25 protein-coding genes and 1 tRNA gene are annotated in these 23,249 nt (G+C 62.4%); 15 read left to right on the top strand and 11 right to left on the bottom strand.

Annotated elements, in window-relative coordinates:
• Window positions 1-27: 27 nt before the first annotated feature.
• Complete coding sequence (locus LNV08_RS01330; protein ID WP_263531853.1) at window positions 28-1,518, bottom strand: NAD-dependent succinate-semialdehyde dehydrogenase; 1,491 nt, start codon at window positions 1,516-1,518, stop codon at window positions 28-30.
• Window positions 1,519-1,679: 161 nt separating this feature from the next.
• On the opposite strand from LNV08_RS01330, the gene alaS reads away from it, so the two are divergent.
• Window positions 1,680-4,310 carry an alanine--tRNA ligase gene (gene alaS / locus LNV08_RS01325; protein WP_263531852.1) on the top strand — a complete coding sequence of 877 codons (2,631 nt, stop codon included), beginning with the start codon at window positions 1,680-1,682 and terminating at the stop codon, window positions 4,308-4,310.
• Between the two features lie 92 nt (window positions 4,311-4,402).
• Entirely contained in the window at window positions 4,403-5,116 is a 714-nt protein-coding gene (locus LNV08_RS01320; protein WP_263531851.1) for a UPF0149 family protein, read from the top strand.
• A 15-nt stretch (window positions 5,117-5,131) separates the two neighbouring features.
• Here LNV08_RS01320 and LNV08_RS01315 read toward each other — a convergent pair whose 3' ends face one another.
• A complete protein-coding gene (locus LNV08_RS01315) occupies window positions 5,132-5,644 on the bottom strand; it encodes an SET domain-containing protein (protein WP_263531850.1) in 513 nt (170 codons plus the stop codon).
• Window positions 5,645-5,941: 297 nt separating this feature from the next.
• Here LNV08_RS01315 and LNV08_RS01310 point away from each other — a divergent pair, with 297 nt between their 5' ends.
• Window positions 5,942-6,466 carry a GNAT family N-acetyltransferase gene (locus LNV08_RS01310; protein WP_263531849.1) on the top strand — a complete coding sequence of 175 codons (525 nt, stop codon included), beginning with the start codon at window positions 5,942-5,944 and terminating at the stop codon, window positions 6,464-6,466.
• Window positions 6,467-6,496: 30 nt separating this feature from the next.
• Here the strand turns inward: LNV08_RS01310 and LNV08_RS01305 are convergent, their stop codons facing one another.
• From LNV08_RS01305 to LNV08_RS01285, 5 genes are all read right to left on the bottom strand, one after another.
• Window positions 6,497-6,802 (bottom strand): hypothetical protein, encoded by a 306-nt coding sequence (locus LNV08_RS01305; RefSeq protein ID WP_263531848.1) that lies wholly within the window; start codon window positions 6,800-6,802, stop codon window positions 6,497-6,499.
• A 157-nt stretch (window positions 6,803-6,959) separates the two neighbouring features.
• The gene (locus LNV08_RS01300; protein ID WP_263531847.1) at window positions 6,960-7,955 is read right to left on the bottom strand and encodes a cytochrome d ubiquinol oxidase subunit II; all 996 of its coding nucleotides are present in this window, start codon (window positions 7,953-7,955) and stop codon (window positions 6,960-6,962) included.
• Window positions 7,952-9,277: a cytochrome ubiquinol oxidase subunit I gene (locus tag LNV08_RS01295; protein ID WP_263531846.1), complete on the bottom strand. Its 1,326-nt coding sequence runs from the start codon at window positions 9,275-9,277 to the stop codon at window positions 7,952-7,954. The genes LNV08_RS01300 and LNV08_RS01295 overlap by 4 nt, the downstream gene beginning before the upstream one ends.
• 1 nt (window position 9,278) lies before the next feature.
• Window positions 9,279-9,857, bottom strand: coding sequence for a GbsR/MarR family transcriptional regulator (locus LNV08_RS01290; protein ID WP_263531845.1), 579 nt, complete (start codon window positions 9,855-9,857; stop codon window positions 9,279-9,281).
• Window positions 9,857-10,066, bottom strand: a complete 210-nt coding sequence (locus tag LNV08_RS01285; RefSeq protein WP_263531844.1) for a hypothetical protein — start codon at window positions 10,064-10,066, stop codon at window positions 9,857-9,859. Before LNV08_RS01285 ends, LNV08_RS01290 begins: the two co-directional genes overlap by 1 nt.
• 57 nt (window positions 10,067-10,123) lie before the next feature.
• Between LNV08_RS01285 and LNV08_RS01280 the strand changes: the two genes are divergently transcribed.
• From LNV08_RS01280 to LNV08_RS01255, 6 genes are all read left to right on the top strand, one after another.
• The gene (locus LNV08_RS01280; RefSeq protein ID WP_263531843.1) at window positions 10,124-10,960 is read left to right on the top strand and encodes a dienelactone hydrolase family protein; all 837 of its coding nucleotides are present in this window, start codon (window positions 10,124-10,126) and stop codon (window positions 10,958-10,960) included.
• Window positions 10,960-11,541, top strand: coding sequence for a GNAT family N-acetyltransferase (locus LNV08_RS01275; protein WP_263531842.1), 582 nt, complete (start codon window positions 10,960-10,962; stop codon window positions 11,539-11,541). The genes LNV08_RS01280 and LNV08_RS01275 overlap by 1 nt, the downstream gene beginning before the upstream one ends.
• 78 nt (window positions 11,542-11,619) lie before the next feature.
• On the top strand, window positions 11,620-12,180 hold the full coding sequence (locus tag LNV08_RS01270) for a DUF2975 domain-containing protein (protein ID WP_263531841.1): 561 nt from the start codon (window positions 11,620-11,622) through the stop codon (window positions 12,178-12,180).
• Window positions 12,180-12,422 (top strand): helix-turn-helix domain-containing protein, encoded by a 243-nt coding sequence (locus LNV08_RS01265; RefSeq protein ID WP_263531840.1) that lies wholly within the window; start codon window positions 12,180-12,182, stop codon window positions 12,420-12,422. Before LNV08_RS01270 ends, LNV08_RS01265 begins: the two co-directional genes overlap by 1 nt.
• A complete protein-coding gene (locus LNV08_RS01260) occupies window positions 12,419-13,042 on the top strand; it encodes a hypothetical protein (protein WP_263531839.1) in 624 nt (207 codons plus the stop codon). The genes LNV08_RS01265 and LNV08_RS01260 overlap by 4 nt, the downstream gene beginning before the upstream one ends.
• Before the next feature lie 33 nt (window positions 13,043-13,075).
• A complete protein-coding gene (locus LNV08_RS01255; RefSeq protein WP_263531838.1) occupies window positions 13,076-13,876 on the top strand; it encodes a hypothetical protein in 801 nt (266 codons plus the stop codon).
• 9 nt (window positions 13,877-13,885) lie between these two features.
• On the opposite strand, the gene LNV08_RS01250 is transcribed toward LNV08_RS01255, so the two are convergent.
• Entirely contained in the window at window positions 13,886-15,418 is a 1,533-nt protein-coding gene (locus LNV08_RS01250) for an acyl-CoA synthetase (protein ID WP_263531837.1), read from the bottom strand.
• A 97-nt stretch (window positions 15,419-15,515) separates the two neighbouring features.
• Between LNV08_RS01250 and arsC the strand changes: the two genes are divergently transcribed.
• On the top strand, window positions 15,516-15,875 hold the full coding sequence (arsC, locus tag LNV08_RS01245; RefSeq protein ID WP_263531836.1) for an arsenate reductase (glutaredoxin): 360 nt from the start codon (window positions 15,516-15,518) through the stop codon (window positions 15,873-15,875).
• Here the strand turns inward: arsC and LNV08_RS01240 are convergent.
• Window positions 15,863-16,354: a GNAT family N-acetyltransferase gene (locus tag LNV08_RS01240; RefSeq protein ID WP_263531835.1), complete on the bottom strand. Its 492-nt coding sequence runs from the start codon at window positions 16,352-16,354 to the stop codon at window positions 15,863-15,865. The genes arsC and LNV08_RS01240 overlap by 13 nt on opposite strands.
• A 120-nt stretch (window positions 16,355-16,474) precedes the next feature.
• Here LNV08_RS01240 and LNV08_RS01235 point away from each other — a divergent pair, with 120 nt between their 5' ends.
• A complete protein-coding gene (locus LNV08_RS01235; protein WP_263531834.1) occupies window positions 16,475-17,389 on the top strand; it encodes an alpha/beta fold hydrolase in 915 nt (304 codons plus the stop codon).
• Here the strand turns inward: LNV08_RS01235 and LNV08_RS01230 are convergent.
• Both LNV08_RS01230 and LNV08_RS01225 read right to left on the bottom strand, forming a co-directional pair.
• Complete coding sequence (locus tag LNV08_RS01230; RefSeq protein WP_263531833.1) at window positions 17,344-17,664, bottom strand: DUF4212 domain-containing protein; 321 nt, start codon at window positions 17,662-17,664, stop codon at window positions 17,344-17,346. The two genes, LNV08_RS01235 and LNV08_RS01230, sit on opposite strands and share 46 nt — an antisense overlap.
• Before the next feature lie 52 nt (window positions 17,665-17,716).
• Window positions 17,717-18,010 (bottom strand): hypothetical protein, encoded by a 294-nt coding sequence (locus LNV08_RS01225; RefSeq protein WP_263531832.1) that lies wholly within the window; start codon window positions 18,008-18,010, stop codon window positions 17,717-17,719.
• 143 nt (window positions 18,011-18,153) lie between these two features.
• On the opposite strand from LNV08_RS01225, the gene prfB reads away from it, so the two are divergent.
• The 4 genes from prfB to LNV08_RS01205 all read left to right on the top strand — a co-directional run bounded on the left by prfB (window position 18,154) and on the right by LNV08_RS01205 (window position 23,202).
• A protein-coding gene (prfB, locus tag LNV08_RS01220; RefSeq protein ID WP_263531831.1) for a peptide chain release factor 2 occupies window positions 18,154-19,258 on the top strand; the annotation gives its coding sequence in 2 pieces (ribosomal slippage) (window positions 18,154-18,234 and window positions 18,236-19,258; 1,104 coding nt in all).
• A gap of 94 nt (window positions 19,259-19,352) precedes the next feature.
• Entirely contained in the window at window positions 19,353-22,037 is a 2,685-nt protein-coding gene (gene pepN, locus LNV08_RS01215; protein WP_263531830.1) for an aminopeptidase N, read from the top strand.
• Window positions 22,038-22,088: 51 nt separating this feature from the next.
• The gene (locus LNV08_RS01210; protein ID WP_263531829.1) at window positions 22,089-23,111 is read left to right on the top strand and encodes a class 1 fructose-bisphosphatase; all 1,023 of its coding nucleotides are present in this window, start codon (window positions 22,089-22,091) and stop codon (window positions 23,109-23,111) included.
• A 15-nt stretch (window positions 23,112-23,126) separates the two neighbouring features.
• Window positions 23,127-23,202: transfer RNA gene (locus LNV08_RS01205), tRNA-Thr, on the top strand.
• Window positions 23,203-23,249: the final 47 nt, after the last annotated feature.

Raw genomic sequence — 23,249 nt, 5'->3', positions numbered from 1 at the left:
CTTTTTCGTTCAACGATCAATCAAGCATTACTTGTTGATATCGCCCAGGCAGAGGTACTTGATCTCCACATAATCGTCGACGCCTTGATGCGCGCCCTCGCGGCCCAAGCCGCTTTGCTTGACACCGCCAAATGGCACTTCCGCCGTGGCAATCAGGCCTGTGTTGATGCCCACCATGCCGTATTCCAGCGCCTCGCCGACGCGGAACACCCGGCCAATGTCGCGGCTATAGAAGTAACTGGCCAGACCGAACTCGGTGTTGTTGGCCAAGGCCACCACTTCTGCCTCGGTCGTGAACTTGAACACCGGCGCCACCGGGCCGAAGGTTTCCTCGCGCGAGCACAGCATCAAAGGCGTGACGTCGGCGAGCAGGGTCGGCTCAAAGAATTGCGCACCCTGAGTGACCGAGCGCTGCCCACCCGCCACCAAGCGAGCACCCAGCGCCAGCGCGTCGGCCACATGGGACTCAACCTTGGCCATTGCCGCCTCATCGATCAAAGGACCGACATTGACGCCGGCCTCGAAGCCATTGCCCAGCTTCAAGCCGCCCACCTTGGCGGCCAGTTTTTCGATGAAAGCGTCATACACGCCAGCCTGCACGTAGAAGCGATTGGCGCAGACACAGGTCTGGCCGGCATTGCGGTATTTGCTGGCGATGGCACCCTCGACCGCACTGTCCAGGTCGGCATCATCGAACACGATGAAGGGCGCATTGCCGCCCAACTCCAGAGACAGCTTCTTGACCGTCTGCGCACATTGGCGGGCCAGAATGCGGCCGACCTCGGTCGATCCGGTGAAGGACAAATGCCGCACCACATCGCTGTCGCACAGCACATGGCCGATGGCCACCGAGTTGTCGGCATCGGCCGTCAGCACATTCAATACCCCGGCCGGCATGCCGGCGCGCTGCGCCAACTCGGCCACGGCCAGCGCCGACAGCGGCGTCGCCTCGGCCGGCTTGATCACCACCGTGCATCCTGCGGCCAAGGCCGGAGCCACCTTGCGCGTGATCATTGCGACGGGGAAGTTCCAGGGAGTGATCGCCGCGCAGACGCCCATGGCCTGCTTGATGACGAGGTAGCGTTTGTTGTTGTCAGTGGTCGGGATGGTTTCCCCGTAGATGCGCTTGCCTTCCTCGGCAAACCATTCGATGAAGCTGGCGCCGTAGACCACCTCGCCGCGCGCTTCGGCCAGCGGCTTGCCCTGCTCGGCCGTCATGATGCGGGCCAAGTCATCGGCATGCTTGATCAGCAATTGCTGCCAGCGCATCAGGATGGCGCCGCGCTCCTTGGCGGTTTTGGCACGCCAGGGGCCTAGCGCATTGTTGGCGGCGGCAATCGCAGCTTCGGCCTCGGCCGCACCGAGATTGGCCACCTCGGCCAGCAAGGCACCGGTGGCCGGGTCGGTGACGCCGAACTGAGCGCTGCCGGCCACCCATTCGCCATTGATCAGCGCCTGCGTACGCAAAAGGCTGGCGTCATCCAGGGCGGCCAACGGGGAGCTGTTGTTGTTTGTCATCTGTCTATCTCCTAAATCGAAGGTCTTGAGTTCGCACTCTAACCGCTCTTTGCCGCCGCCTCTTCGCGGCAAGGGCGACCCCCGCCCTTATAATCAAAAGCTCCAAAAATCAAGCATTTACTGCGCCAACAAGCGCGGTTACAGCAGAAAGCCCCCCGGGAATGAAAGCAGCAGAAATCCGTTCGACCTTTCTGAAGTTCTTCGAGAGCAAGGGTCACCAGATCGTCGCCTCCAGCCCGGTCGTGCCCGGCGATGACCCGACGCTGCTGTTCACCAACGCCGGCATGAACCAGTTCAAGGACGTGTTCCTGGGCTTCGACAAGCGCGCCTACAGCCGCGCCACCACCAGCCAGAAGTGCATCCGCGCCGGCGGCAAGCACAACGACCTCGACAACGTCGGCTACACCGCGCGCCACCACACCTTCTTCGAGATGCTGGGCAACTTCAGCTTCGGCGACTATTTCAAGGAAGACGCGATTGCCTACGCCTGGGAGCTGCTGACCGAGCACTTCCACCTGCCGGCCGAAAAGCTCTGGGTGACGGTCTACGCCGAGGACGACGAGGCCTATGAGATCTGGAACAAGAAGGTCGGCGTGCCCGCAGAGCGCATCGTGCGCATCGGCGACAACAAGGGCGGCCGCTACCTGAGCGACAACTTCTGGATGATGGGCGACACCGGGCCATGCGGCCCGTGCACCGAGATCTTCTTCGACCATGGCCCCGAAGTGGCCGGCGGCCCACCCGGCAGCCCGGACGAGAACGGCGACCGCTATATCGAGATCTGGAACAACGTCTTCATGCAGTTCAACCGCACCGAAGACGGTGTGATGCACAAGCTGCCCAAGCCCTCGGTCGACACCGGCATGGGCCTGGAGCGCTTGGCGGCGGTGCTGCAACATGTGCATTCGAACTATTCGATCGACACCTTCTCGGCGCTGCTCGAAGCGGCCAAGAAGGCCGTCGACGAAGCCGGCGCGCTGGACTGCGACAAAGACAGCGCCTCGTTGAAGGTCATCGCCGACCATATCCGCGCTTGCTCCTTCACCATCGTGGACGGCATCATCCCCGGCAATGAAGGTCGCGGTTATGTGCTGCGCCGCATCGCGCGGCGCGCCATCCGCCACGGCTACAAGCTCGGTGCCCGCACCACCTTCTTCCACAAGATCGTGCCCGAGTTGGTCAACCAAATGGGCGACGCCTACCCTGAGTTGCGCCAGGCGCAAGCCCGCGTGACCGAGGTGTTGCGCCAGGAAGAAGAGCGCTTCTTCCAGACCATTGCCAATGGCATGGAAATCTTGGAAGGTGCTTTGACGCCAGAACTGAAGCAACTCGACGGCGAGTTGGCCTTCAAGCTGCATGACACTTTCGGCTTCCCCGTCGACCTGACCGCCGACGTCTGCCGCGAGCGTAACGTCACGGTCGACCAGGCCGGCTTCGATGCCGCGATGGCCCGCCAGCGCACGCAGGCCCGCGCGGCCGGCAAGTTCAAGATGGCGCAAGGCCTCGCCTATGCCGGCGTGCCGACGGCCTTCCACGGCTACGAGCACCTGGTCTGCGAGACATCCAAGGTCACGGCCGTTTATATCGATGGCGCAAGCGTCACTTCGGCCAAGGCCGGTGACGATGCGGTGGTGGTGCTGGATCACACGCCTTTCTATGCCGAGAGCGGCGGCCAGGCCGGTGACGCGGGTGAACTGCGCAACCCGACGAGCCGCTTCGCCGTGGAAGACACGCTGAAGATCCAGGCCGATGTGTTCGGCCACCATGGCCGCGTGCTCGAAGGCGCGGTCACGGTCGGTGATGTGTTCACGGCCAAGGTCGACGCCGAGCTGCGGGTCAAGAGCGTGCGCAACCACAGCGCCACCCATTTGATGCACAAGGCCTTGCGCGAAGTGCTGGGCAGCCATGTGCAGCAAAAGGGCTCGCTGGTGAATGCCGAGCGCACCCGCTTTGACTTTGCGCACAACGCTCCCGTGACGCCCGAAGAGATCGCCAAGATCGAGTCTATCGTCAACGCCGAAGTACTGGCCAACGCCTCGGCCTCCGCCGAAGTGATGGCGCTGGACGACGCGCAAAAGAGCGGCGCGATGATGCTGTTTGGCGAGAAATACGGCGAGACCGTGCGCGTGTTGACCATCGGCAGTTCCAAGGAACTCTGCGGCGGCACGCACGTCAAGGCCAGCGGCGATATCGGCCTGTTCAAGATCGTCAGCGAAGGTGGTGTGGCCGCCGGCGTGCGCCGGATTGAAGCCGTCACCGGCGACAACGCCTTGGCTTATTGCCAGGAACTGGAAAACACCGTCGGCCGCGCCGCGCAGGCCTTGAAGACCGCGCCGGCCGAGCTGGAAACGCGTCTGCACGCGGTGCTGGACCAGGTCAAGTCGCTGGAGAAAGACCTCGCCGCCGCCAAGAGCCGGCTGGCCTCGGCGCAGAGCAATGAATTGCTGAGTCAGGCCGTGGACGTTCAAGGCATCAAGGTGCTGACGGCAACCTTGAGCGGTGCCGACGCCAAGACCCTGCGCGAAACCATCGACAAGCTGCGCGACAAGATGCAGTCGGCCGTGATCGTGCTGGGCGCGGTTGATGGCGACAAGGTCAATTTGGCGGCCGGCGTGACAGCCGACCATATGGCCAAAGGCTTCAAAGCCGGCGAGTTGGTCAATTTTGTCGCCCAGCAGTGCGGCGGCAAGGGCGGCGGCAAGGCCGATCTGGCGATGGCCGGCGGCACGCAGCCGGCAGCGCTGCCGGCCGCATTGGCCAGCGTCACCACCTGGGTGGCAGGCAAACTCTGATTTAAGTACCATGCATCTGACAAGGGCCCTCGGGAACAACCCCAAGGGCCCTTTTTCTTCTTGTTCCCTTTCCCCTTCTTCAGGAGTCCGCCATGAGCGACACCACGATTGACCACGCCAACGCCGAACGCCTGGCTGCACTCTTGCAAATGCTGGCCGCCAACACGCCCGAAGACGAGGACGCGGTGCCAATCGATACGCTGGACGGCTACCTGACCGCCTTGATCGTCGGCCCGACCGATGCCGGCCCGCTGGAGGCGATGGACGCCTTGTTTGGCGACGACTGGGCCGATGAGCTCGACGAGCAAGACGTCACCGAAGAATTCATGACCGTGCTGCATGAGCGCTGGAACGAGATCACCCTGAGCCTGGAGCCGGTCGCACTCGGCGCCGACCCGGAAGCGCTGCTGATCGAGCCGCTGATCACCGAGTTTGACGAAGCCACCAAGGCCGGCCTCTTGAGCCAAGGCGTGCTGACGGCCGAGCAAATTGAGCAATTGCCACCGAACGGTCTGATGTGGGTCGAGGGCTTTATGCAGGCGGTTGAGGACAACGAAGCCGACTGGTACATCTTCGACGAAGACAGCGACGACGGCCAGATGCTGGACGCGATGTTGATGGGTGTGGCCGCGGTGGCGATGCCGCCGGGCGATCAGCTCGAAGCCTATATCGATGAGCAGTACGACGAAGACGAAGAAGTCGACGAAGACGTGCTGCTGGACGACGCGCTGTTCTCGGTGCAGGATCTGCGCACCTTCTGGCTGCAGCAAAAGCTGGCGCAACAAGCGCCGAACCTGGCGTCCTGATTCACGCCAAGGCGATTAGAGTTTGCCGCTGCAGTTCGCTGCACCGCAGCGGCAGCTGAGCCGCCCTTCATGGTGGCTTTCGCCGTAATGGCAGGTCAGCTCTTCACCAGGCGCGATGTCTCGCAGCGCATAGAACTCGACCCGCCCTTGGCTGATGCGTAAGACCGCATTGGGCGCGCAGCAATGGTTGATATTGCGCAGCGCGGTGACCGAGTCGGTCGCATCGACCGCGCGGGTTTCCGACACTTCAACGATGTGGATACGCGCCCTGCCCTTGGCCCGGCGCCGTGCTTCGCGCACCGAGATCGATTCGCCGCGCAATTCACCGATCTTGCGCCGCACGGGGATTGCCTCTTCGGCGAACACACCCAGTCCGTCGATAGTGCTTGCGCCCACCCGCAGCGCAAAGCGCTCGGCCGGCTGCAATTCGCGTTTTCTGGGCTGGCTTTGGGTGCTTGCGCTCTGCGCCGCCTCATCGGGTTGGGGCGCTAGGCTGGAGGTTGCAGGGATAGGGCTAAGTCTTGGCATGATGGGGCGATTGTCGTTGGCACGCCGCAAATTTCAATAGTGCTTGACCGAGCCTTGCCGGCCCCCGCATACTGGCCCAATGCAAGCCGCCCACCAAACTCTAACCGCAAACATCAGCATGCTGATGTGCGTTGCGCTGGACGGTCTATTTATGGCCCGTCAAGAACCCGAGCTTGGTCAACAGCGGCAGACCTAGGCTCAAGAAGTCAGAGCATTCACCCCTCCCTGTCAAAGCCCGCTGATCCAGCGGGCTTTTTTGTTTTATCAACGGCTGCAACCCAACCCAGGAGAACTCCGATGCAGATCACCATCCGCCGCGCCCAAATCAGCGACGCCGCTGGCTTCGCCGAATTGATGACCCACCCTGAGGTGTTCGCGAGCCTGCTGCAAAACCCCTACCCCACGGAAGACCAATGGAAGGCTCGTCTACAAGAAGGCGCAACCCCGGGCAAGGTCGATCTGAGTCTGGTGGCCCTGAACGCCGAGGGCAAGTTGGCCGCCAGCGCCGGTTTGTTCGCTGTCGGCCCGGCGCTGCGGCGCCGTCATGCAATGGGTTTGGGCATTTCGGTGGCGCCCTGGGCGCAAGGTCAGGGCGTGGGCAAAGCGATGATGACGGCGCTGCTGGACTATGCCGACAACTGGGGTCAGGTCTTGCGGATCGAGTTGACCGTCTACGCTGACAACCATCGTGCGATCAAGCTGTATCAGAGTTTTGGCTTCGAGCAAGAGGGCCGCATGAAGGCCTACGCGCTGCGTGCCGGCGCCTATGTGGACACCTTGGCGATGGCCAGGCTGCACCCGAAGCCACCGAGCTGGGGCTAAAGCCTATGGATCGGCCTCAGGCCGATCCCTTCAGATGGGCTGGAATTGCGCCCGTCTGCTTTCGGGAACACGCAAAAGCACGACTTGCTTATCGCTCTGCTGCCCTTCGCTCTGACCTTGCACCACCACACGTGGCAGTTGCTCGGCCACCGCCCGATGCTGCGGCATGGCACTGAGGCGCTTGCCGGTGATCACCAAGCGAGCCAGCTTGACAACTTCGCTGGCCTCGGCCGGGGCGGCCGGCGCCAGGCAAGCCCCCAGCGCCGCCAGGGTCAGGCACAAGGAAGATGCACCAAAGCGGCGCGTTTGTCGGCTGGCTTTTTTGCTGAACAACATCTGCGAACTCCCCGCCCCTGTGGAGCAAAATTTGTGATCGGAGTATCGCGAGATCGTCGTCGCTGCTCCAGCCCCGAGTGACGAACTGCAGTTTTCGGCGCTCCAAACGCGGCGCCCGGGGGTGGGCCTCGACTTTCGCTGGACTACTACCTGGGTTTCAAGCGTATTTCAGCTCCCCCGACTTACCCCAGAACACCCGGTAGGCAAACACCGTGTAGATAAGAATGGCCGGCACCGTGCCCGCCACGCCCCACAGGATGAACTGCAAGGACTTGGGCGCCGCAGCCGCCTGCCAGACCGTCATCTGCTCGACCACTACAAAGGGATAGAGGCTGTAGGCCAGGCCGATGAAGCTCATCAACATCACCACCACCATCAGCGCAAACGGCAACCAGCACAGCTTGCCCAGCACGCGGTGTGAGTTGAGCAAGGCGCGCAGAGCCAGCAGCGCCAGCGCCGTCGACAAAGGAATGGGCAGCAGCGCAATCAACTCGGGCATCCGGAACCAGCGCTCGCTGACGGTCTGGCTAAGCATCGGTGTGGTGATGGACACCAGCGCCAGCCCCAGCACCACCGCCGGCCAAGCCAGTTTGGCGCGCCGCACCGCCAGCGCCTGCAAGCTGCCCTCACCCTTCATGATCAACCAGGCCGCACCCAGCAAAGCATAGGCGGCGGCCAGCGCCAGCGCGATCAAGAGGGCAAACAAGGTATAGCCCCAGCCCTGCGCAAAGCCGGTGATGTAGCGCGCCAGCATCCAGCCCTGCGACAGCGCGGCCAGCGCCGAACCGGCCATGAAGGCGCGGTTCCACAGCGGCTGCCAACGGGTTTGCGCCTTGACGCGGAAGTCGAACGCCACACCGCGCAGCGTCAGGCCCAAGAGCATCAGCGCCACCGGCAGGTAGAGCGCTTGCAGGATCACGCCATGCGCCTTCGGGAAGGCCACCAGCAAGATGCCCACGCCCAGCACCAGCCAGGTTTCGTTGGCATCCCAAAACGGGCCAATCGAGGCGACCATCTGGTCCTTGTGCTCGCTACTCGCCCCCAGCATCAAGAGCCCGACACCGAGGTCATAACCATCCAGCACCACATACACCAGCAGCGCCAAACCCATCAGGCCCATGAAGACCAAGGGCAACCAGGTTTCGGTATTCATGCTGCACTCCCGTGGATGATTTCTGTCTTCTCGGCCATGTACTTGATCACCGACACGTAGGCGATGATCAGCCCAAGGTAAAGCACGATATAGCCGGCCAAGGTCGCCGCGATCATCGGCGCCGGCACGGCGGAGGCCACATCGGCGGTACGCAAGAGGCCATAGACGATGAAGGGCTGACGGCCGATTTCGGTCACATACCAGCCGGCAATCGTGGCCAGCCAGCCGGAGAAAGTCATCCAGGACAGACCGATCAAGAAGGCTCTGGGCAGGCTTTCAGCAGCCCAGCGCCGACGCCGGTACAGCCATAAACCGCCCCAGCTGAACGCCAGCATCAACAGCCCTGTGCCGACCATGATGCGAAAGCCGAAGAACAAGGGCGCGACAGGAGGGTGGGCACCCTTGAACTCATCCAGCCCCTTGATCTCGCCGTCGGCATGATGCGTCAGCACCAGGCTGGCCAGCTTGGGGATGCCGATCTCGAAATCATTGCTGCGCGTCTGCGCGTTCGGCCAGGCGAACAGCAGCAGCGGCGCGCCACGTTCGGTCTGCCACACCCCTTCCATCGCCGCGATCTTGGCCGGCTGGTGTTTCAAGGTGTTGAGCCCATGCATATCGCCGACCAGAATCTGCAGCGGGATCAGTACGGCACCCAGCGTCAGGCCGACCCGCAAGACCCGCGCCGTGTGCGGCTGCACCTTGCCCTTGAGCAACTGCCAGGCGCTGACGCCGGCCAGCAAAAAGCTGACGGTCAAACCCGAGGCCAATAACTTGTGCGTCAAACGGTAGGGGAAGGACGGGTTGAAAACCACCGCCCACCAATCCAGCGCATGGAATTCGCCGTTGATGATCTCGAAGCCCTGCGGCGTATGCATCCAGGAGTTCAGGCTCAATATCCAGAAGGCGCTCAGCGTCGTGCCAAAGGCCACCATCACGGTCGCGGCCAAGTGCACACGCTCGCTGACCCGGCCATGGCCGAACAACATCACACCCAGGAAGCTCGCTTCCAGAAAGAAGGCCGTCAGCACCTCGTAGCCGAGCAAGGGTCCGGCGATATTGCCGGCTTTCTCCATGAAACCCGGCCAGTTGGTGCCAAACTGAAAACTCATCGTGATGCCGCTGACAACGCCCAGCGCGAAGCTCAGGGCGAACACCTTGGTCCAGAAACGATAGGCGCTCAGCCAGGCCGCGTCATGCGTCAACAACCAGCGCGCGCGGAAGAACAAAAGCACCCAGGCCAAGGCAATATTGATGGTCGGGAACAGGATGTGAAAAGTGATGTTGGCGGCAAACTGCATGCGGGCCAGAACGACGGCGTCCATCTCATTCGCCTTCCGCAAGGTTTGACTTGCCACTGACCGCGCGGCCTATGCGCCCCGGCAGCTCCAACATCTTCTGCACCTTGGAGCCCATCTTCATGAGCTGACCCAAGGTCTGCGAATCCATCTTCTGGATGTCATCAAACCAGGTCGTCATCAGCTCGATCAGATCGTGCATGCCGCGCATGCGCTCTTGCGCCACGCGGTCTTCCTCGCAGGTCGGCGTCTCCAGCAGCGCATTGCGCAGCATGGACAGCGTTGGCTCGATCTCGCGCCGGCGGCGCTCCTCGGCCAGCGTGCGGAAAATCTCCCAGGCGTCGCTCGGCGCTTCGAAATACTCGCGCCTGTCACCGCTCAGGTGTCGCAGCTTGACCAAGCGCCAGGCCTGCAGCTCCTTCAGACCCATGGACACATTGGAGCGGCTGAACTCCAGGTTCTCGGCAATTTCATCGGCGTTGAGCGCCTGCGGCGAAACGAATATCAGCGCATAAATTTGCCCCACCGTGCGATTGATGCCCCAGCGGCTGCCCATCTCACCAAAGTGAGCGACAAAGCTGCGGACCAACGGGCTCATTGCATTCATCAGTAGAACTCCTTGCCTTGGCTCAAATAAAAGCGACTGCGCTTTTGACGTGACGCAAAGTTTATCCATTTTTCAGTAATTACTGAAAATTCAGGTAATTCAGGACTTGCGAAGAGGGCTTTGCTGAAGACAGGCGCGATCTGCCGTGGCCGCGCGGAATTGGGCGGTTTCAGTTCGCGCCAATAATCGCGCCCATGCAATTGCTTCACACACCTCCTTCCCTTCCCCTTTCAAGCCGAGGGCGCTCCCGCTGGCTCGGTCTGCTGATGCTGCTCTGCGCCTGCAGCGCGCAGGCAGAAAAGGTCGAGATCGCCAGCTTTGATCAAGCGCAGGGCCAAGCCATCAACTTGCTAGGCCACTGGTTCCCCAGCAAGGCCGCCGCGCAGGCGCCCGCACCCGCCGTCGTGCTGCTGCATGGCTGCGGCGGCCCCTATGACAAAAAAGGCGCGTTGTCCGAGCGCATGCTGAATTACATCGACGTACTCAATGCCGAGGGCTGGCATGCCTTGGTGCTGGATTCGCTGACGCCACGTGGCGAGAAAGAGCTGTGCACCCAGAAAATCGGCACACGCAGCGTCACCATGACCGAACGCCGGCGTGACGCCTTTGGCGCCTTGCACTGGCTGGCTGCGCGCGCGGATGTCGACCCCGCCCGCCTGGCCTTGCTGGGCTGGTCCAACGGCGGCAGCACCGTCCTGGCCAGCAGCAATAGGCGCCATGCCGAAGTCCAAGCTGCGGCAGGACTTGGCATCAAGCTGCGCGCCGCCGTGGCCTTTTACCCGGGCTGCGAGGCCGATTTGAAACGCGGCTATGCGCCCCTGGCACCCTTGCTGATCCTCAGCGGCGGCAGCGATGACTGGACAGCTGCCGCCCCTTGCGAAGCCTTGGTCAAAGCGTCTGAGCCCCAAGGCATGGCCAAGCCGCAGATCAAGGTCTACCCCGGCGCCTTTCACGGCTTTGACGCCTTGGCGCCGGTGCGGCTGCGTGCCGATGTACCTAACGGCGTCAAGCCCGGTGCGGGCGTTCATGTGGGCGGCCAAGCCGCCGCGCGCGAGGCCTCGCGGCAAGACCTGCTGAGCTTTCTAAGGGAGCATTTGAATTGATGAGCGCCGTCCCCTTGCAACTGCACACCGAGCGCCTGCTGCTGCGCGCCGCATCTGCCGCACTGGCGCCGGCGGTCAATGGCTTTCAGATGCGCAATCTGGCCCATTTCGCACCTTGGGACCCGCCTTATGCGGCCGACTATTTCGAGCCCGAAGGCGTCAGCGCTCGCTTGGACAAGGCCGAACAGGACTTTGCCGCCGGCAGCGCCTTCGGCTTCTGGTTCAGCCGCCTCAATGCACCGGCCGACCTGATCGGCAAGGTCAACGTGACCCAAGTCAGCCGCGGCCCCTTTCAAAGCGCCTCGCTCGGCTATGCCATCGATGCTCAGGCGCAGGGCCAAGGTCTGATGCATGAAGCCTTGCAAGCGGTGATTGCGTTGATGTTTGCTCCGCCGGTGCGCCTGCACCGCTTGCAAGCCGCGGTTCGACCAGAGAACCGCGCCAGCTTGGCGGTGATGAAACGCCTGGGATTTGCATATGAAGGCCTCAGCCGGCGCTACCTATTCATCGCCGGCGCTTGGCGCGATCACGAGACTTTCGCGCTGATCAATCCAGACTGGGATATTGACGAGCCCCCCTGAATCCATGGGCGCCAGCTATTTACAATAATTTATTATTGTTTTACAGTAAACAATTATTGAATTTAGCTAAACATGCTCATGGACTCAAGGCCTCCTCAAGACAGTGACAAGCTTGCCCGCGTGCGCAGGCTGAGCTGGTGGGTGCGGCTTTTTTGCCTGCTGGGCGCGGTGGCCCTGGTGTTGGCCCCGGCGCTGCTGTGGAGCCAGCCAGAATGGCTGGAGTCGGTCGCGCGCACCAGTTGGGTCAGCAAGAGTGCGCCTTTGCAACTCGACGCCGGCAGTCGCTTTTGGGGCTGGCTGGGTAGCTGCTTGCCGAGCGCCGTCTTGCTTTTTGCGCTCTGGCAGATTTGGTCCCTGTTCGGCTACTACCGGCGCGGCGAGATTTTCAAAGCCGGCCCGGCCACTCATCTGCGTCGCCTCGGCGCGGCGCTGATGGTGAACGCCGTTGCCCAGCCCATGTCCACCACCTTGGGCGTGCTGGCGCTGACCATGGGCAATCCGCCCGGCCAACGCCAACTGATGCTCGGCCTAGGGTTCGAGCATTTCACCAGCTTCGGCTTTGGCCTCGCCGTCTTGGTCATCGGCATCGTGATGCAAGAAGCAGCGCGGGTGGCACAAGAGAATGCGGAGTTCGTCTGATGCCGATTCAAGTCACGCTGGATGTGATGCTGGCCAAGCGCAAGATGCGCTCGCGCGAGTTGGCAGAAGCGGTGGGCATCACCGAGGCGAATCTGTCGCTGCTCAAGTCGGGCAAGGTGCGTGGCGTGCGCTTCGACACGCTGGCCGCCATTTGCAAGGTGCTGCATTGCCAGCCCGGCGAACTGCTTTGTTATTTAGACGGGCCTGAATTGCCCTCGGACAACTTGCCGCCGCAAGCATGAGCAGTTTCAATACTGGTACACAGCGGCGCTGGGCACTCTTGCCTTTGTTGGCCCTGCTGCACCTGGGTGTTGGGCTGCTGCTGGTAGCACAGGGGCGCCACGCTTCACCGAAGCCCAACACGACCGAGCGCATTGAAGTGCGTCTGCTGACGCAAGCGGCGCCTCGCAAGCCCGTACCGCCAGACAATCCCCGCCCTGCACAGGCAATAGTTCAGGAAATAGCGCCAGCAAGGTACCGCAGCCGCAGCATCACGAGCACGCTAGCTGCATCACCTATTCCCCCTCCTGCAGAACTCATTGCTAGCCCAGCAGCGCAGGCAATGGAGCCAGCGCCGCCCGCAGCACCTAGCAGCGACAAGGCCGCACCGCCACTTTTGATCAACTCCGACGCCACGCGCCGAGCCATACGTCAGGCCACTCGCGCGCCCCTGTTGTCAGAGCGTGCGGCCCAAGCCATGGGCGACGGCCCGCCGCTTGAACAGTCGGCTCGTTTGGGTCAGGAGATCCAGAAAGCCGGCAATGGCGACTGCCTGAAGGGCGAATTTGCCGGCGGCGGTGCGGGCATTTTGAGCCTGCCGTTTTGGTTGCTGGCCGAGGCACGCGGCAAATGCGCCCGTTGATATTGACCTTTTAGTCTTCTTCCACTGCCCTCTATGAAAATCAAACAACAACTGCTCTCACTGGCTTGTGCACTCGCTTGCGCCACAAACCTCGTCCATGCGCAAGACGCACCCGAGGTGCTGGAATCGGTTTCCGTCAATATGAAGCGCGACGGCAGCATCCGCCCTTACCGGCAGATGAACGAGGTCTTGAGCATGGTGCAACGCTATGGCCAAGGCCTGTTCCGCTTGGAGTTCAAGTTAGAGGCCAAGGACCCCAAAGTGCAGCTGCCGAAAGTGCCCAAGCTGGCCGTGATGCATGCCGACGCATACGTCCCCATCGCCATGCAGGCCGATGGCAGCTTCGAGCTGCCGGTGCTGCCCAAAGAGCAGGCCCAGGACGCCGAAATCGCCAGCAATCTGGTCAAGGGCACGGCCAAGATGAGTGGCAGGCTGTTGTTGACCATCAAGTCCGAGCAGCTCGATATGGCCATGGTGCGAAAAATCGTCGGCACCGCGACAAGCATGCGCAGCGAGATCTTGCCCTGGTACTTGCGCTGGGCATTCCCGCAGGCCGAGGGCGTACGAATTTGCAGCGCGCAGGCCAATTGGGAGCTGGAATGGCCCGATCCTGCCGCCAACAAAGCCAACAACACCGCCGGCCAGTTGCTGTCGATTGCCTTGAGCGCCGAGCCCAAACAACTCGACCCCCATGAAAGCGGCGCTGCCAAAAAATCAGCTTCTGAGCGCCGGCAGTGCACGACGCTCACCGGTCAGGAACGCTGGCCCGACAAGGCCCGCTTGCTGGCGCCGGCCGACGCAAGCTTGAGCCTGCGAGTCAGCGGAGAGTCTTGAATCTTCCCTTCAAGCCGCAAGGGCTTGAGGCTTGAGGCGCGGCACAAGGCGCTGCTGTTTGCCACCGCTCGTCAAGCAGTGCAGGGCCTGGCCTTGGACTGCGCGCTCGCTTGATTTGCACCGATCGCCGCTGCGCCCCTCATAGAAAAAATAGCCGTCGGCGTCCAGGCGCGCCCGAACACCGGTGCGGCACCAACTGTCAGCAGGGTCGCCAGCAAACTGGGCCTGCGTGGCAAGCTGATCACCCCAATAGCCGAGAAAGAAGGCCGGGTCTGGCGCGCCCCGCATATCGCACCTGTGCACCGCCACTTCACCGCTGACGCCCGAGGCGCAGATCTGGCCCGCCTCATCAATCACGGCCACACGGTGGCCCGGCAAGGCCCGCCCCATGCTGCCCGGCCGTGCCGGCCAGAGGCGGCTGCAACTGCCCAGCACATACCTAATCTCGGCTGGCCCGAAAACCTCATTGACCGCCACGCCGAGCTGGCTCTGACAGTAGGCAAACACCTCCTCGCCAAGCGCGCAGACAGGGCCACGCGCCTCACCCCACTCACTCGCACTGACGATGGCCTGCAGCTTGAGCGCATAGCGCTTGGCCGGCTGGGGCAGCGCCTTGCGCATGGCCTCCAAGTCCGCCGGGGCCAGGACGGTATGGGTGACGCCGTGGCGCTGCATCAGCTCAAAAGCCTTTCCCGGCGCAAAGCGGCCTTGGTGCGCGACGATAGGCCGGCCGAAATACAGGGTCGGTAACAAGGCATTCATCAGGCCGCCTGCGCTGGCCCAATCGGCCGGGCTCCAGAACAGCGCGTCTGACTTCTTGCCGGCATCGGCCGGGTCAAAGCCAAACCAGTTCTGGCTGGCGACAAAACCGCTCAAATTGCCGATCAAGGCACGCTGCGGGACCAACACGCCCTTGGCGTCGCCGCTTGCATCAGTCGTGCCGCTGCTGTAGATCAAGAGCGCCGGCTCGTCTGCCCGCGTCTGCACCGCTGCGAAGCGCGCCGGCTCGGCCTGCAAGGCATGCATCCAGCACGCCTCTCGCTCGCCCTGCGGCTGGCCACCCACCGCGATCAACTCGCGCAGCGCGGGGCAACTGGGCTGCAAGGCCTGCAAGAGCGGCATGCCGGACTCATCAGCAATCGCGAGCACGGCGCCGCTGTCACGCAGCCTAAAGCCCAGCGCAGGCGCACCCAACATATGCGACAAAGGCAGGGCCACGGCACCGAGCTGGTTAATGCCGATGTGCGCGACCGCCGTTTCAAAACGCTGTGGCAACAAAATGGCCACGCGGTCGCCACGCTGCACACCGCGGCGCTGCAAGGCATTGCTCAAACGATTGGCGGCGCGTTGCAACTGGCCGAAGCTGTACTGGGCACGGCAGCCACCGTCGCCCTCAAAAATAATGGCCAGCGCGTCCGGCGTGTTGCGAGCCCAACGGGCGCAACAGGCTTCGGCAAGGCTGAAGTACTCGGGCACGGCCCACGAAAAACCGGCGTAGAGCGCGGCATAGGCATCCGCTGCAGCACCTAAAAGTTTCTTCATCTACCGCCCTCTCTGTGACGCCAGCAAGTCGGGCATGGTAGCCAAGGCGGGCCGAATGGCTCTCATGGAATGCCCTTGGTCGACTTAAACTTCGCCCATGACCATCCAGTTGATTCACAACCCCCGTTGCTCCAAGTCGCGCGAAGCGCTGAGCCTGCTGCAGGCCGGCGGCCACACCGTGGAAGTGATTGAGTACTTGAAAGCCTCGCTGTCCTTGGCTGAACTGAGCGAGCTGCAGAGCAAGCTCGGCCTGCCAGCGCGCGACATGCTGCGCAGCAATGAGGACGAATACGCGGCGTTGGGCCTAGCCCGCCCCGATCTGAGCGAGGCCGAGCTCTTGGCCGCCCTCGCCGCTCACCCCCAGCTGCTGCAGCGGCCTATCGTGGTGGCCGGCGAAAAGGCCTTGATCGCACGGCCGCCCGAGCAGCTAGCAGCCTGGTTGCTTCAGGCCCTGTAGCGCGTCAAGGCATCGCCGCTGAGCCGGCAGATGCGCCAGTCGGGCATGACGCTGGCACCCATGTTCTCGTAAAAGCGGATGGCGTCCTCGTTCCAATCGAGCACGCTCCACTCGAAACGGCCGTAATCGCGCTCATTGGCGATCTGCGCCAAACGGGTCAGCAAGCCCTTGCCCAAGCCGGTGCGCCGGTGCGCTTGACGTACATAGAGGTCTTCCAGATACAGGCCGGGCTTGGCCAAAAAGGTGCTGAAGTTGGTGAAGAACAAGGCGAAGCCCACCACCTCCCATTGACCGTCAATCTCGATCTCACCCACCAAGGCCTCGATCACCGGTTTAGGGCCGAACAGGAAAGGCTCCAGCTTGTCGGCCGTCAGCGCCAGCATATGAGTGAGTTGTTCGAACTCGGCCAACTCGCCAATCAAGCCGACGATGGCCGGCACATCGCGTGCTTCGGCGGGACGTATGGTGTAAGTAGTCATGGGCGCGATTCTGCCCGCTAAAAATTTCAGCGGTGAGGCCGCAGAAATGCGAACCCATGGACCGCGGCCTGTCGCAAAGCCGACAGCCAAAGCCAATGGGCTGAGGCTACAGTGCGCCGCATGACTGCTACCGCCTACCTTGCCCGCCGCCCGCACCAAAGCCGCTTTATCGACCTGCGCGGCCTGCGCCACCATGTTTTGCAATGGGGTGAGCAGCCAGGCGCCAACTTGCCCCTTTTGGTGATGCTGCACGGCTGGATGGATGTGGGCGCGTCCTTTCAGTTCGTTGTCGATGCGCTGCAGGCGGCCGATGGGCCGGCGCGCCAAATCATCAGCATAGACTGGCGCGGCTTCGGCCTGACACAGCGCAGCGGCGCCGATGCCTATTGGTTCCCCGACTACCTGGGCGACCTCGACGCCTTGCTCGACGCGGTCAGCCCCGACCGCCCGGTGGACCTCTTGGGCCACAGCATGGGTGGCAATGTGGTGATGAGTTATGCCGGCGTGCGCCCTGCTCGCGTGCGCCGCCTGATCAATCTGGAAGGCTTCGGCCTGCCCGAAACGCAGGCCGCACAAGCGCCAGGTCGGCTGGGCAAATGGCTGGATGATTTGAAGACGCCCCAAGCACTGAAAAGCTATCCCGACCTGGCAGCCGTGGCGGCCCGCTTGATGAAGACCAACCCACGTTTGTGCGCAGCCAAAGCGGCCTGGCTGGCGCCGCACTGGGCCCGCGAAGAGGACGGCGCCTGGCACATCCTGGCGGACGCGGCGCACAAACGCGCCAACCCCATGCTGTACCGCAAGGATGAAATCCTCGCTACCTGGGCGCGCATAGAAGCCCCCTTGCTCTGGGTCGAAGGCGCTTGCACCGATTTAGCCAAATTCTGGGGCAGTCGCTACCCGCGCAGCGAGTTTGAGAGCCGCCTGAGCGTCGTGCCGACGGTGCAACGCCAAGTCTTGGAGGATGCCGGCCATATGCTGCACCACGATCAACCCGAGGCACTGGCGGCCGCGCTAGCGGCCTTTTTGGACTGATCAAGACAGGCCGCCTCAAGCTTGCGCATGGCACGGGCGTAATAGGCAATCAAGGCGCAATACAGCAGCAACAGCCCTTGGGCGGCCACCCAAAAACTGAAAGGCCAGCCGAAAAAACTGAAGCTCAGCTCGCGCGCAAAAAATATGCCGCCAAAGGTGGCCAGCGCCCAGATCAGCAAGAGCGCAAAGCTTAAATTGCGGCAGCGCCGCCAGTAGCTGGCAGCGCGCTCAGCGGCTTGGTCTTGCAAGAATTGCTGGCGCGTGGATGGATTCATGGCGGACTTTGGACGGATCTGAACAGCTCTGATTGGATCTGATGTGTGGGCTTCACTGACAAAGCGCCACGCCCACGCTCAAACAATGGCGCAGCTTGAGCCCGGTCGCGAGCAGCCACAACAAGGCCAAGGCCGCGGCCAGCAGCCAGCGCAGGCGCGGCTCTGGGGCCTCAGGCAGCAGCCGGCGCACAGGAGCCAGCAAGGGCGCGATCAGCCATTGCAGCAACTGGTACACAGGGTTGCGCGCCAGCAGCTGGGGCACCAGCAAGGCCAACAAGGCCTGCGCAGCCAAGACCATCAAGGCGATCTCGGCCCACATTTTCACGGTGGTGATGAGCATCAACATGGGCGCCAGTGTGCCGCAAGCCCGGCCGATGCAACAGCTTGAAAGCCCTGATGCGCCGGCCGTGTGAAAATAGCGAACTCTGGACGGTCGAGAATTGCTGCACTTCAGCGCATTCAGTCGACCGGTGCCGCAAGGAAAAGAATATGGACATCGAACACATCAACGCCATTGGCGTCTCCCTGAACGATCTGACAGCGCGGACCGCCGCGCTAAGGGGGTATCTTTGACTACGACCGCAAAGCCCTGCGCCTGAACGAAGTCAATGCTGCGTTAGAAAACCCCAGCGTCTGGAACGAACCCAAGCGCGCCCAGGAACTGGGAAAGGAAAAGCGCACGCTGGAGAACGTGGTTGAAACCATCAATCACCTGGAAAGCAATCTCGCCGACAACCTCGAATTGTTCGAGATGAGCAAGGCCGAAGAAGACTTTGACGGCTTGACGGCCATCGAAGGCGACGCGGCCAAGCTGCAGGAAACCGTCGAGCAGATGGAATTCCGCCGCATGTTCAACAACCCGGCCGACCCGCTGAACTGTTTTGTCGACATCCAGGCAGGAGCCGGCGGCACCGAGGCCTGCGACTGGGCCAGCATGCTCTTGCGCCAGTACCTGAAGTACGCCGAGCGCAAAGGCTTCAAGACCACGCTGGAAGACGAAACACCGGGCGATGTGGCCGGTATCAAGAGCGCCACCATCAAGGTCGAGGGCGAGTACGCTTTCGGCCTGCTGCGCACCGAAACCGGCGTGCATCGCCTGGTGCGCAAGAGCCCGTTCGACAGCTCGGGCGGGCGCCACACCAGCTTTGCCTCGCTGTTTGTCTACCCCGAAGTCGATGACTCGATCGAGATTGACATCAACCCGGCCGATGTGCGCACCGACACCTTCCGCGCTTCCGGCGCCGGCGGTCAGCACATCAACAAGACCGATTCGGCCGTGCGCCTGACCCACATCCCGACCGGCATCGTCGTGCAATGCCAGGACGGCCGCAGCCAGCATGGCAACCGCGATGTGGCTTGGAAGCGCCTGCGCTCGCGCCTTTATGACTTCGAAATGCGCAAGCGCATGGAAGAGCAGCAAAAGCTCGAAGACACCAAGACCGATGTCGGCTGGGGCCATCAGATTCGCAGTTATGTGCTGGATCAGAGCCGCATCAAGGATCTCAGAACCAACTACGAGACCTCGGCCACGCAGAAAGTGCTGGACGGCGACCTCGACCCTTTCATCTCTGAAAGCCTGAAGCAAGGCGTCTGAGCCTAGGACTCAAGTACTTCGCTCTGAACCCCTCAATGACCCCGCGCTGTTTGCGGGGTTTTCATTCCATCAAGCCACCCCAAGGATGCCCGCCATGCGTGAAGGCACTGCCAACCTGATTCGCCGCGAAGACTACCAAGCTCCCGCGTTCTGGATTCGCACCATAGACCTGACCTTTGATCTGGACCCCGCCAAGACCCTGGTGACGGCCAAGATGGCGCTGGAGCGCAACCGCGACGTCGCCCATGGCCCGCTGCGCCTGCACGGCGAGGCGCTGAATGTGCTGCGTGTGTTGATCGACGGCGAAAGTGTCTCCTTCCGCCAAGACGGTGACCAGTTGGTGATCGACAACGCGCCCGACGCCGATTTCGCCTTGGAGCTGCGCAACACCTGCGCGCCCGACAAAAACACCACGCTGAACGGCCTCTACACCTCGGGCGGCAGTTTCTTCACGCAGTGCGAGGCCGAGGGCTTCCGCCGCATCACCTACTTCCTGGACCGCCCCGATGTGATGGCCGTCTACACCGTGCTGCTGCGCGCCGATAAGGCCAAGTACCCGGTGCTGCTGTCGAACGGCAATCTGCTGGAAAGCGGCGACCTGCCGAACGGCCGCCACTTTGCCAAATGGCATGACCCCTTCCCGAAGCCAAGCTATTTGTTCGCACTGGTGGCGGGCGACTTGGTGGCGCGTGAACAGCGCGTGCGCACGCGCGCCGGCAAAGATCATTTGCTGCAGGTCTATGTGCGCCGCGGTGATCTGGAGAAGACCGAGCACGCGATGAACTCGCTGATCGCCTCCATCGTCTGGGACGAAGCGCGCTTCAATTTGCCGCTGGATCTGGAGCGCTTCATGATTGTTGGCGTGTCCGATTTCAATATGGGCGCGATGGAAAACAAGGGCCTGAACATCTTCAACACCTCGGCGCTGCTGGCCTCTGCGGCTACTGCCACCGACGCCGACTTCGGTCGCATCGAATCCATCGTCGCGCACGAGTATTTCCATAACTGGACCGGCAACCGCGTCACCTGCCGCGACTGGTTCCAGCTCTCGCTGAAAGAAGGCCTGACGGTCTTCCGCGACCAGGAATTCAGCATGGACATGGCCGGCAGCGCCTCGGCCCGCGCCGTTTGCCGCATCCAGGACGTGCGCAATCTGCGCGCCGCGCAATTCCCCGAGGACTCGGGCGCCATGGCCCACGCTGTGCGGCCAGACAGTTATGTGGAAATCAACAATTTCTACACGACGACGATCTACGAAAAAGGCTCGGAAGTTGTGCGCATGTACCAGACCCTGGTCGGGCGCGCTGGTTTCGAGGCCGGCCTCAAGCTCTACTTCGAGCGCCATGACGGCCAGGCCGTCACTTGCGATGAGTTTGCCGCTGCGATCGCCGATGCCAATCCTGGCTCGGCGCTGACGACTCGCCTGGATGCCTTCAAGCGCTGGTACTCGCAGGCCGGCACGCCTCATGTGCAAGCGCGCGGTGTCTACGACGCTGCCGCCCAGACCTACACCTTGACGCTGACGCAGCACTCACGCGCCACGCCGGGTCAGCCCGAGAAACTGCCGCAGGTGATTCCAGTCGCCATGGGCCTGTTGAGTGCCGAGGGTCAGGCCTTGCCTCTGCATTTGCAGGGCGAAGCCGCCGCAGTCGGCACCGACCATGTGCTGGTGCTGGAGCAGGCCGAGCAAAGCTTTGTCTTCATCAACGTCAGCACGGCACCGGTGCCCTCGCTGCTGCGCGACTTCTCCGCGCCGGTGATTCTGGACGACGGCCTCAGTGACGCTGATCTGCTGGTGCTGCTGCAACATGACAGCGACGCCTTCAACCGCTGGGAAGCTGGCCAGCGCTTGGGGCTGAACCGCATCCTCGCCGCGCTGCACAGCGGCACCGCGCTGCAACTTGATCAGGCCTACTTGGAAGCGATGCGCGCCCTGCTGCGCCATCCGCAGCTGGACGCCGCCTTCAAGGAACTGGTGCTGACTTTGCCGGGTGAAGGCTATATCGCCGAACAACTCGACATCGTTGACCCGCAGGCCATTCACGCGGCGGTCGATTCCGCCCAAATGCAATTGGCCGCCGCGCTGCGCGATGACTGGATCAGCGCCTTCGAGGCCAACCAGGTCAAGGGCGGCTACTCGCCGGACCCGGTCTCCAGCGGCAAACGCGCGCTGGCCAATCTGGCCCTGAGCATGTTGGTGCTGGACGCGCCTCGTGTGCAAGACACGGTCTGGCCGGGCCGCGCCTATCAGCGCTTCAAGGATGCCGGCAATATGACCGACCGCCTGGGCGCCCTGACCGCCTTGGTCAATGCTCACGCCGAGCTGGCCGACAGCGCGCTGGAACGCTTCCACGAGCTATTCAAGGACGACCCGCTGGTGGTGGACAAATGGTTTGCGCTGCAAGGCCGCGCGCCCGAGCAGGACGGCAAGACCTTTGCCCGCGTCAAGCAACTCGCCAAGCATGCCGACTTCACGCTGAAGAACCCGAACCGCGCGCGCAGCCTGATCTTCTCGCTCTGCATGTACAACCCGGCCGCCTTCCACCGCGCTGATGCAGCGGGTTATGTGTTCTGGGCTGAGCAGGTCTTGGCACTGGACGCGATCAACCCGCAAATCGCCAGCCGCCTGGCCCGCGTGATGGACCGCTGGAACAGTTTGGCGCCCGCCTACCGCAGCGCCGCGCTGGAGGCGATCCGCCGCGTCGCGGCCAAGGCCGATTTGTCCAATGATGTGCGCGAGGTCATCAGCCGTGCGCTGGCCTCGGTGACCGCTGCTTGAAGCGCCGCTTGCTAAGCTGTTCAAGTACCTAACTCTGGATTTACCCTCATCATGACCCGACGCATCAGCCTGACCCAATACCTGATCGAACAGCAGCGCCAACATGGCCAAATTCCCCAAGAGCTGCGGCTCTTGATCGAGGTGGTGGCGCGCGCCTGCAAGCGCATCTCCATCAGCGTCACCAAGGGCGCTTTGGGCGAGGTGCTGGGCACGGCGGGCAGCGAGAATGTGCAGGGCGAGATCCAGAAAAAGCTCGACATCATCGCCAACGAGGTCTTGATCGAGGCGAACGAATGGGGCGGCCATCTGGCGGCGATGGCTTCCGAGGAAATGGAAGGCATTCACATCGTGCCCAACCGTTATCCGCAGGGCGAATACCTGCTGATGTTCGACCCGCTGGACGGATCCAGCAATATCGACGTCAATGTCTCCATCGGCACGATCTTCTCGGTGATGAAGAAGGTCGAAGGCGGCAAAGGCGTATCGGAAGACGACTTCCTGCAGCCCGGCACCGCGCAGGTGGCAGCCGGCTACTGCGTCTACGGCCCGCAGACCACGCTGGTCTTGACCTTCGGTCAAGGTGTGGCGATGTTCACGCTAGACCGCGAGCAAGGCTCCTTCGTGCTGACCAGCGAAGACGTCAAGATCCCCGAGGACACCAAGGAATTCGCCATCAATATGTCGAATATGCGCCACTGGGACGCGCCGGTAAGCCGTTACATCGACGAAACCCTGGCTGGCAGCACAGGCCCACGCGCCAAAGACTTCAATATGCGTTGGATCGCCTCCATGGTGGCCGACGTGCACCGCATCCTGACGCGTGGTGGCGTGTTCCTCTACCCTTGGGACAAGCGCGAGCCGAACAAGGCCGGCAAGCTGCGCCTGATGTACGAAGCCAACCCGATGGCCTTCCTGGTAGAGCAAGCCGGCGGTGCGGCCACCAACGCCCGCCAGCGCATCATGGACCTGCAGCCAACGCAGTTGCATGAGCGCGTTGCCGTGGTGCTGGGTTCCAAGAAAGAAGTCGAGCGCGTCACCGCCTATCACCTGGAAGCTGACCAGAACCGAGGTTAGAATCTTGGGCTTGATGCCGGTGTAGCTCAGTCGGTAGAGCAGCTCATTCGTAATGAGAAGGTCGGGTGTTCGATTCATCTCTCCGGCACCAAAAAACAAAACAAAGCCCAGTTCGAAAGACTGGGCTTTGTTGTTTCT

The sequence above is a fragment of the Paucibacter sp. TC2R-5 genome, assembly GCF_025717605.1.
Lineage (GTDB): Bacteria > Pseudomonadota > Gammaproteobacteria > Burkholderiales > Burkholderiaceae_C > Paucibacter_A > Paucibacter_A albus.
The sequence above is the reverse complement of the archived record's forward strand: the minus strand, read 5'-3'. Positions and strand labels throughout refer to the sequence as shown.

Excerpts from the sequence above, each read along its gene's own strand:
- LNV08_RS01255 (WP_263531838.1), top strand. The coding sequence starts at position 13,076 with ATGAAAATCAAACAACAACTGCTCTCACTGGCTTGTGCACTCGCTTGC.
- LNV08_RS01300 (WP_263531847.1), bottom strand. The coding sequence starts at position 7,955 with ATGAATACCGAAACCTGGTTGCCCTTGGTCTTCATGGGCCTGATGGGT.
- LNV08_RS01250 (WP_263531837.1), bottom strand. The coding sequence starts at position 15,418 with ATGAAGAAACTTTTAGGTGCTGCAGCGGATGCCTATGCCGCGCTCTAC.
- LNV08_RS01210 (WP_263531829.1), top strand. The coding sequence starts at position 22,089 with ATGACCCGACGCATCAGCCTGACCCAATACCTGATCGAACAGCAGCGC.
- LNV08_RS01260 (WP_263531839.1), top strand. The coding sequence starts at position 12,419 with ATGAGCAGTTTCAATACTGGTACACAGCGGCGCTGGGCACTCTTGCCT.
- LNV08_RS01240 (WP_263531835.1), bottom strand. The coding sequence starts at position 16,354 with ATGACTACTTACACCATACGTCCCGCCGAAGCACGCGATGTGCCGGCC.
- LNV08_RS01230 (WP_263531833.1), bottom strand. The coding sequence starts at position 17,664 with ATGAATCCATCCACGCGCCAGCAATTCTTGCAAGACCAAGCCGCTGAG.
- arsC (WP_263531836.1), top strand. The coding sequence starts at position 15,516 with ATGACCATCCAGTTGATTCACAACCCCCGTTGCTCCAAGTCGCGCGAA.
- LNV08_RS01330 (WP_263531853.1), bottom strand. The coding sequence starts at position 1,518 with ATGACAAACAACAACAGCTCCCCGTTGGCCGCCCTGGATGACGCCAGC.
- pepN (WP_263531830.1), top strand. The coding sequence starts at position 19,353 with ATGCGTGAAGGCACTGCCAACCTGATTCGCCGCGAAGACTACCAAGCT.
- LNV08_RS01275 (WP_263531842.1), top strand. The coding sequence starts at position 10,960 with ATGAGCGCCGTCCCCTTGCAACTGCACACCGAGCGCCTGCTGCTGCGC.
- LNV08_RS01225 (WP_263531832.1), bottom strand. The coding sequence starts at position 18,010 with ATGTTGATGCTCATCACCACCGTGAAAATGTGGGCCGAGATCGCCTTG.
- LNV08_RS01270 (WP_263531841.1), top strand. The coding sequence starts at position 11,620 with ATGGACTCAAGGCCTCCTCAAGACAGTGACAAGCTTGCCCGCGTGCGC.
- alaS (WP_263531852.1), top strand. The coding sequence starts at position 1,680 with ATGAAAGCAGCAGAAATCCGTTCGACCTTTCTGAAGTTCTTCGAGAGC.
- LNV08_RS01315 (WP_263531850.1), bottom strand. The coding sequence starts at position 5,644 with ATGCCAAGACTTAGCCCTATCCCTGCAACCTCCAGCCTAGCGCCCCAA.
- LNV08_RS01320 (WP_263531851.1), top strand. The coding sequence starts at position 4,403 with ATGAGCGACACCACGATTGACCACGCCAACGCCGAACGCCTGGCTGCA.
- LNV08_RS01235 (WP_263531834.1), top strand. The coding sequence starts at position 16,475 with ATGACTGCTACCGCCTACCTTGCCCGCCGCCCGCACCAAAGCCGCTTT.
- LNV08_RS01295 (WP_263531846.1), bottom strand. The coding sequence starts at position 9,277 with ATGGACGCCGTCGTTCTGGCCCGCATGCAGTTTGCCGCCAACATCACT.
- LNV08_RS01265 (WP_263531840.1), top strand. The coding sequence starts at position 12,180 with ATGCCGATTCAAGTCACGCTGGATGTGATGCTGGCCAAGCGCAAGATG.
- LNV08_RS01280 (WP_263531843.1), top strand. The coding sequence starts at position 10,124 with ATGCTGCTCTGCGCCTGCAGCGCGCAGGCAGAAAAGGTCGAGATCGCC.
- LNV08_RS01290 (WP_263531845.1), bottom strand. The coding sequence starts at position 9,857 with ATGAATGCAATGAGCCCGTTGGTCCGCAGCTTTGTCGCTCACTTTGGT.
- LNV08_RS01305 (WP_263531848.1), bottom strand. The coding sequence starts at position 6,802 with ATGTTGTTCAGCAAAAAAGCCAGCCGACAAACGCGCCGCTTTGGTGCA.
- LNV08_RS01310 (WP_263531849.1), top strand. The coding sequence starts at position 5,942 with ATGCAGATCACCATCCGCCGCGCCCAAATCAGCGACGCCGCTGGCTTC.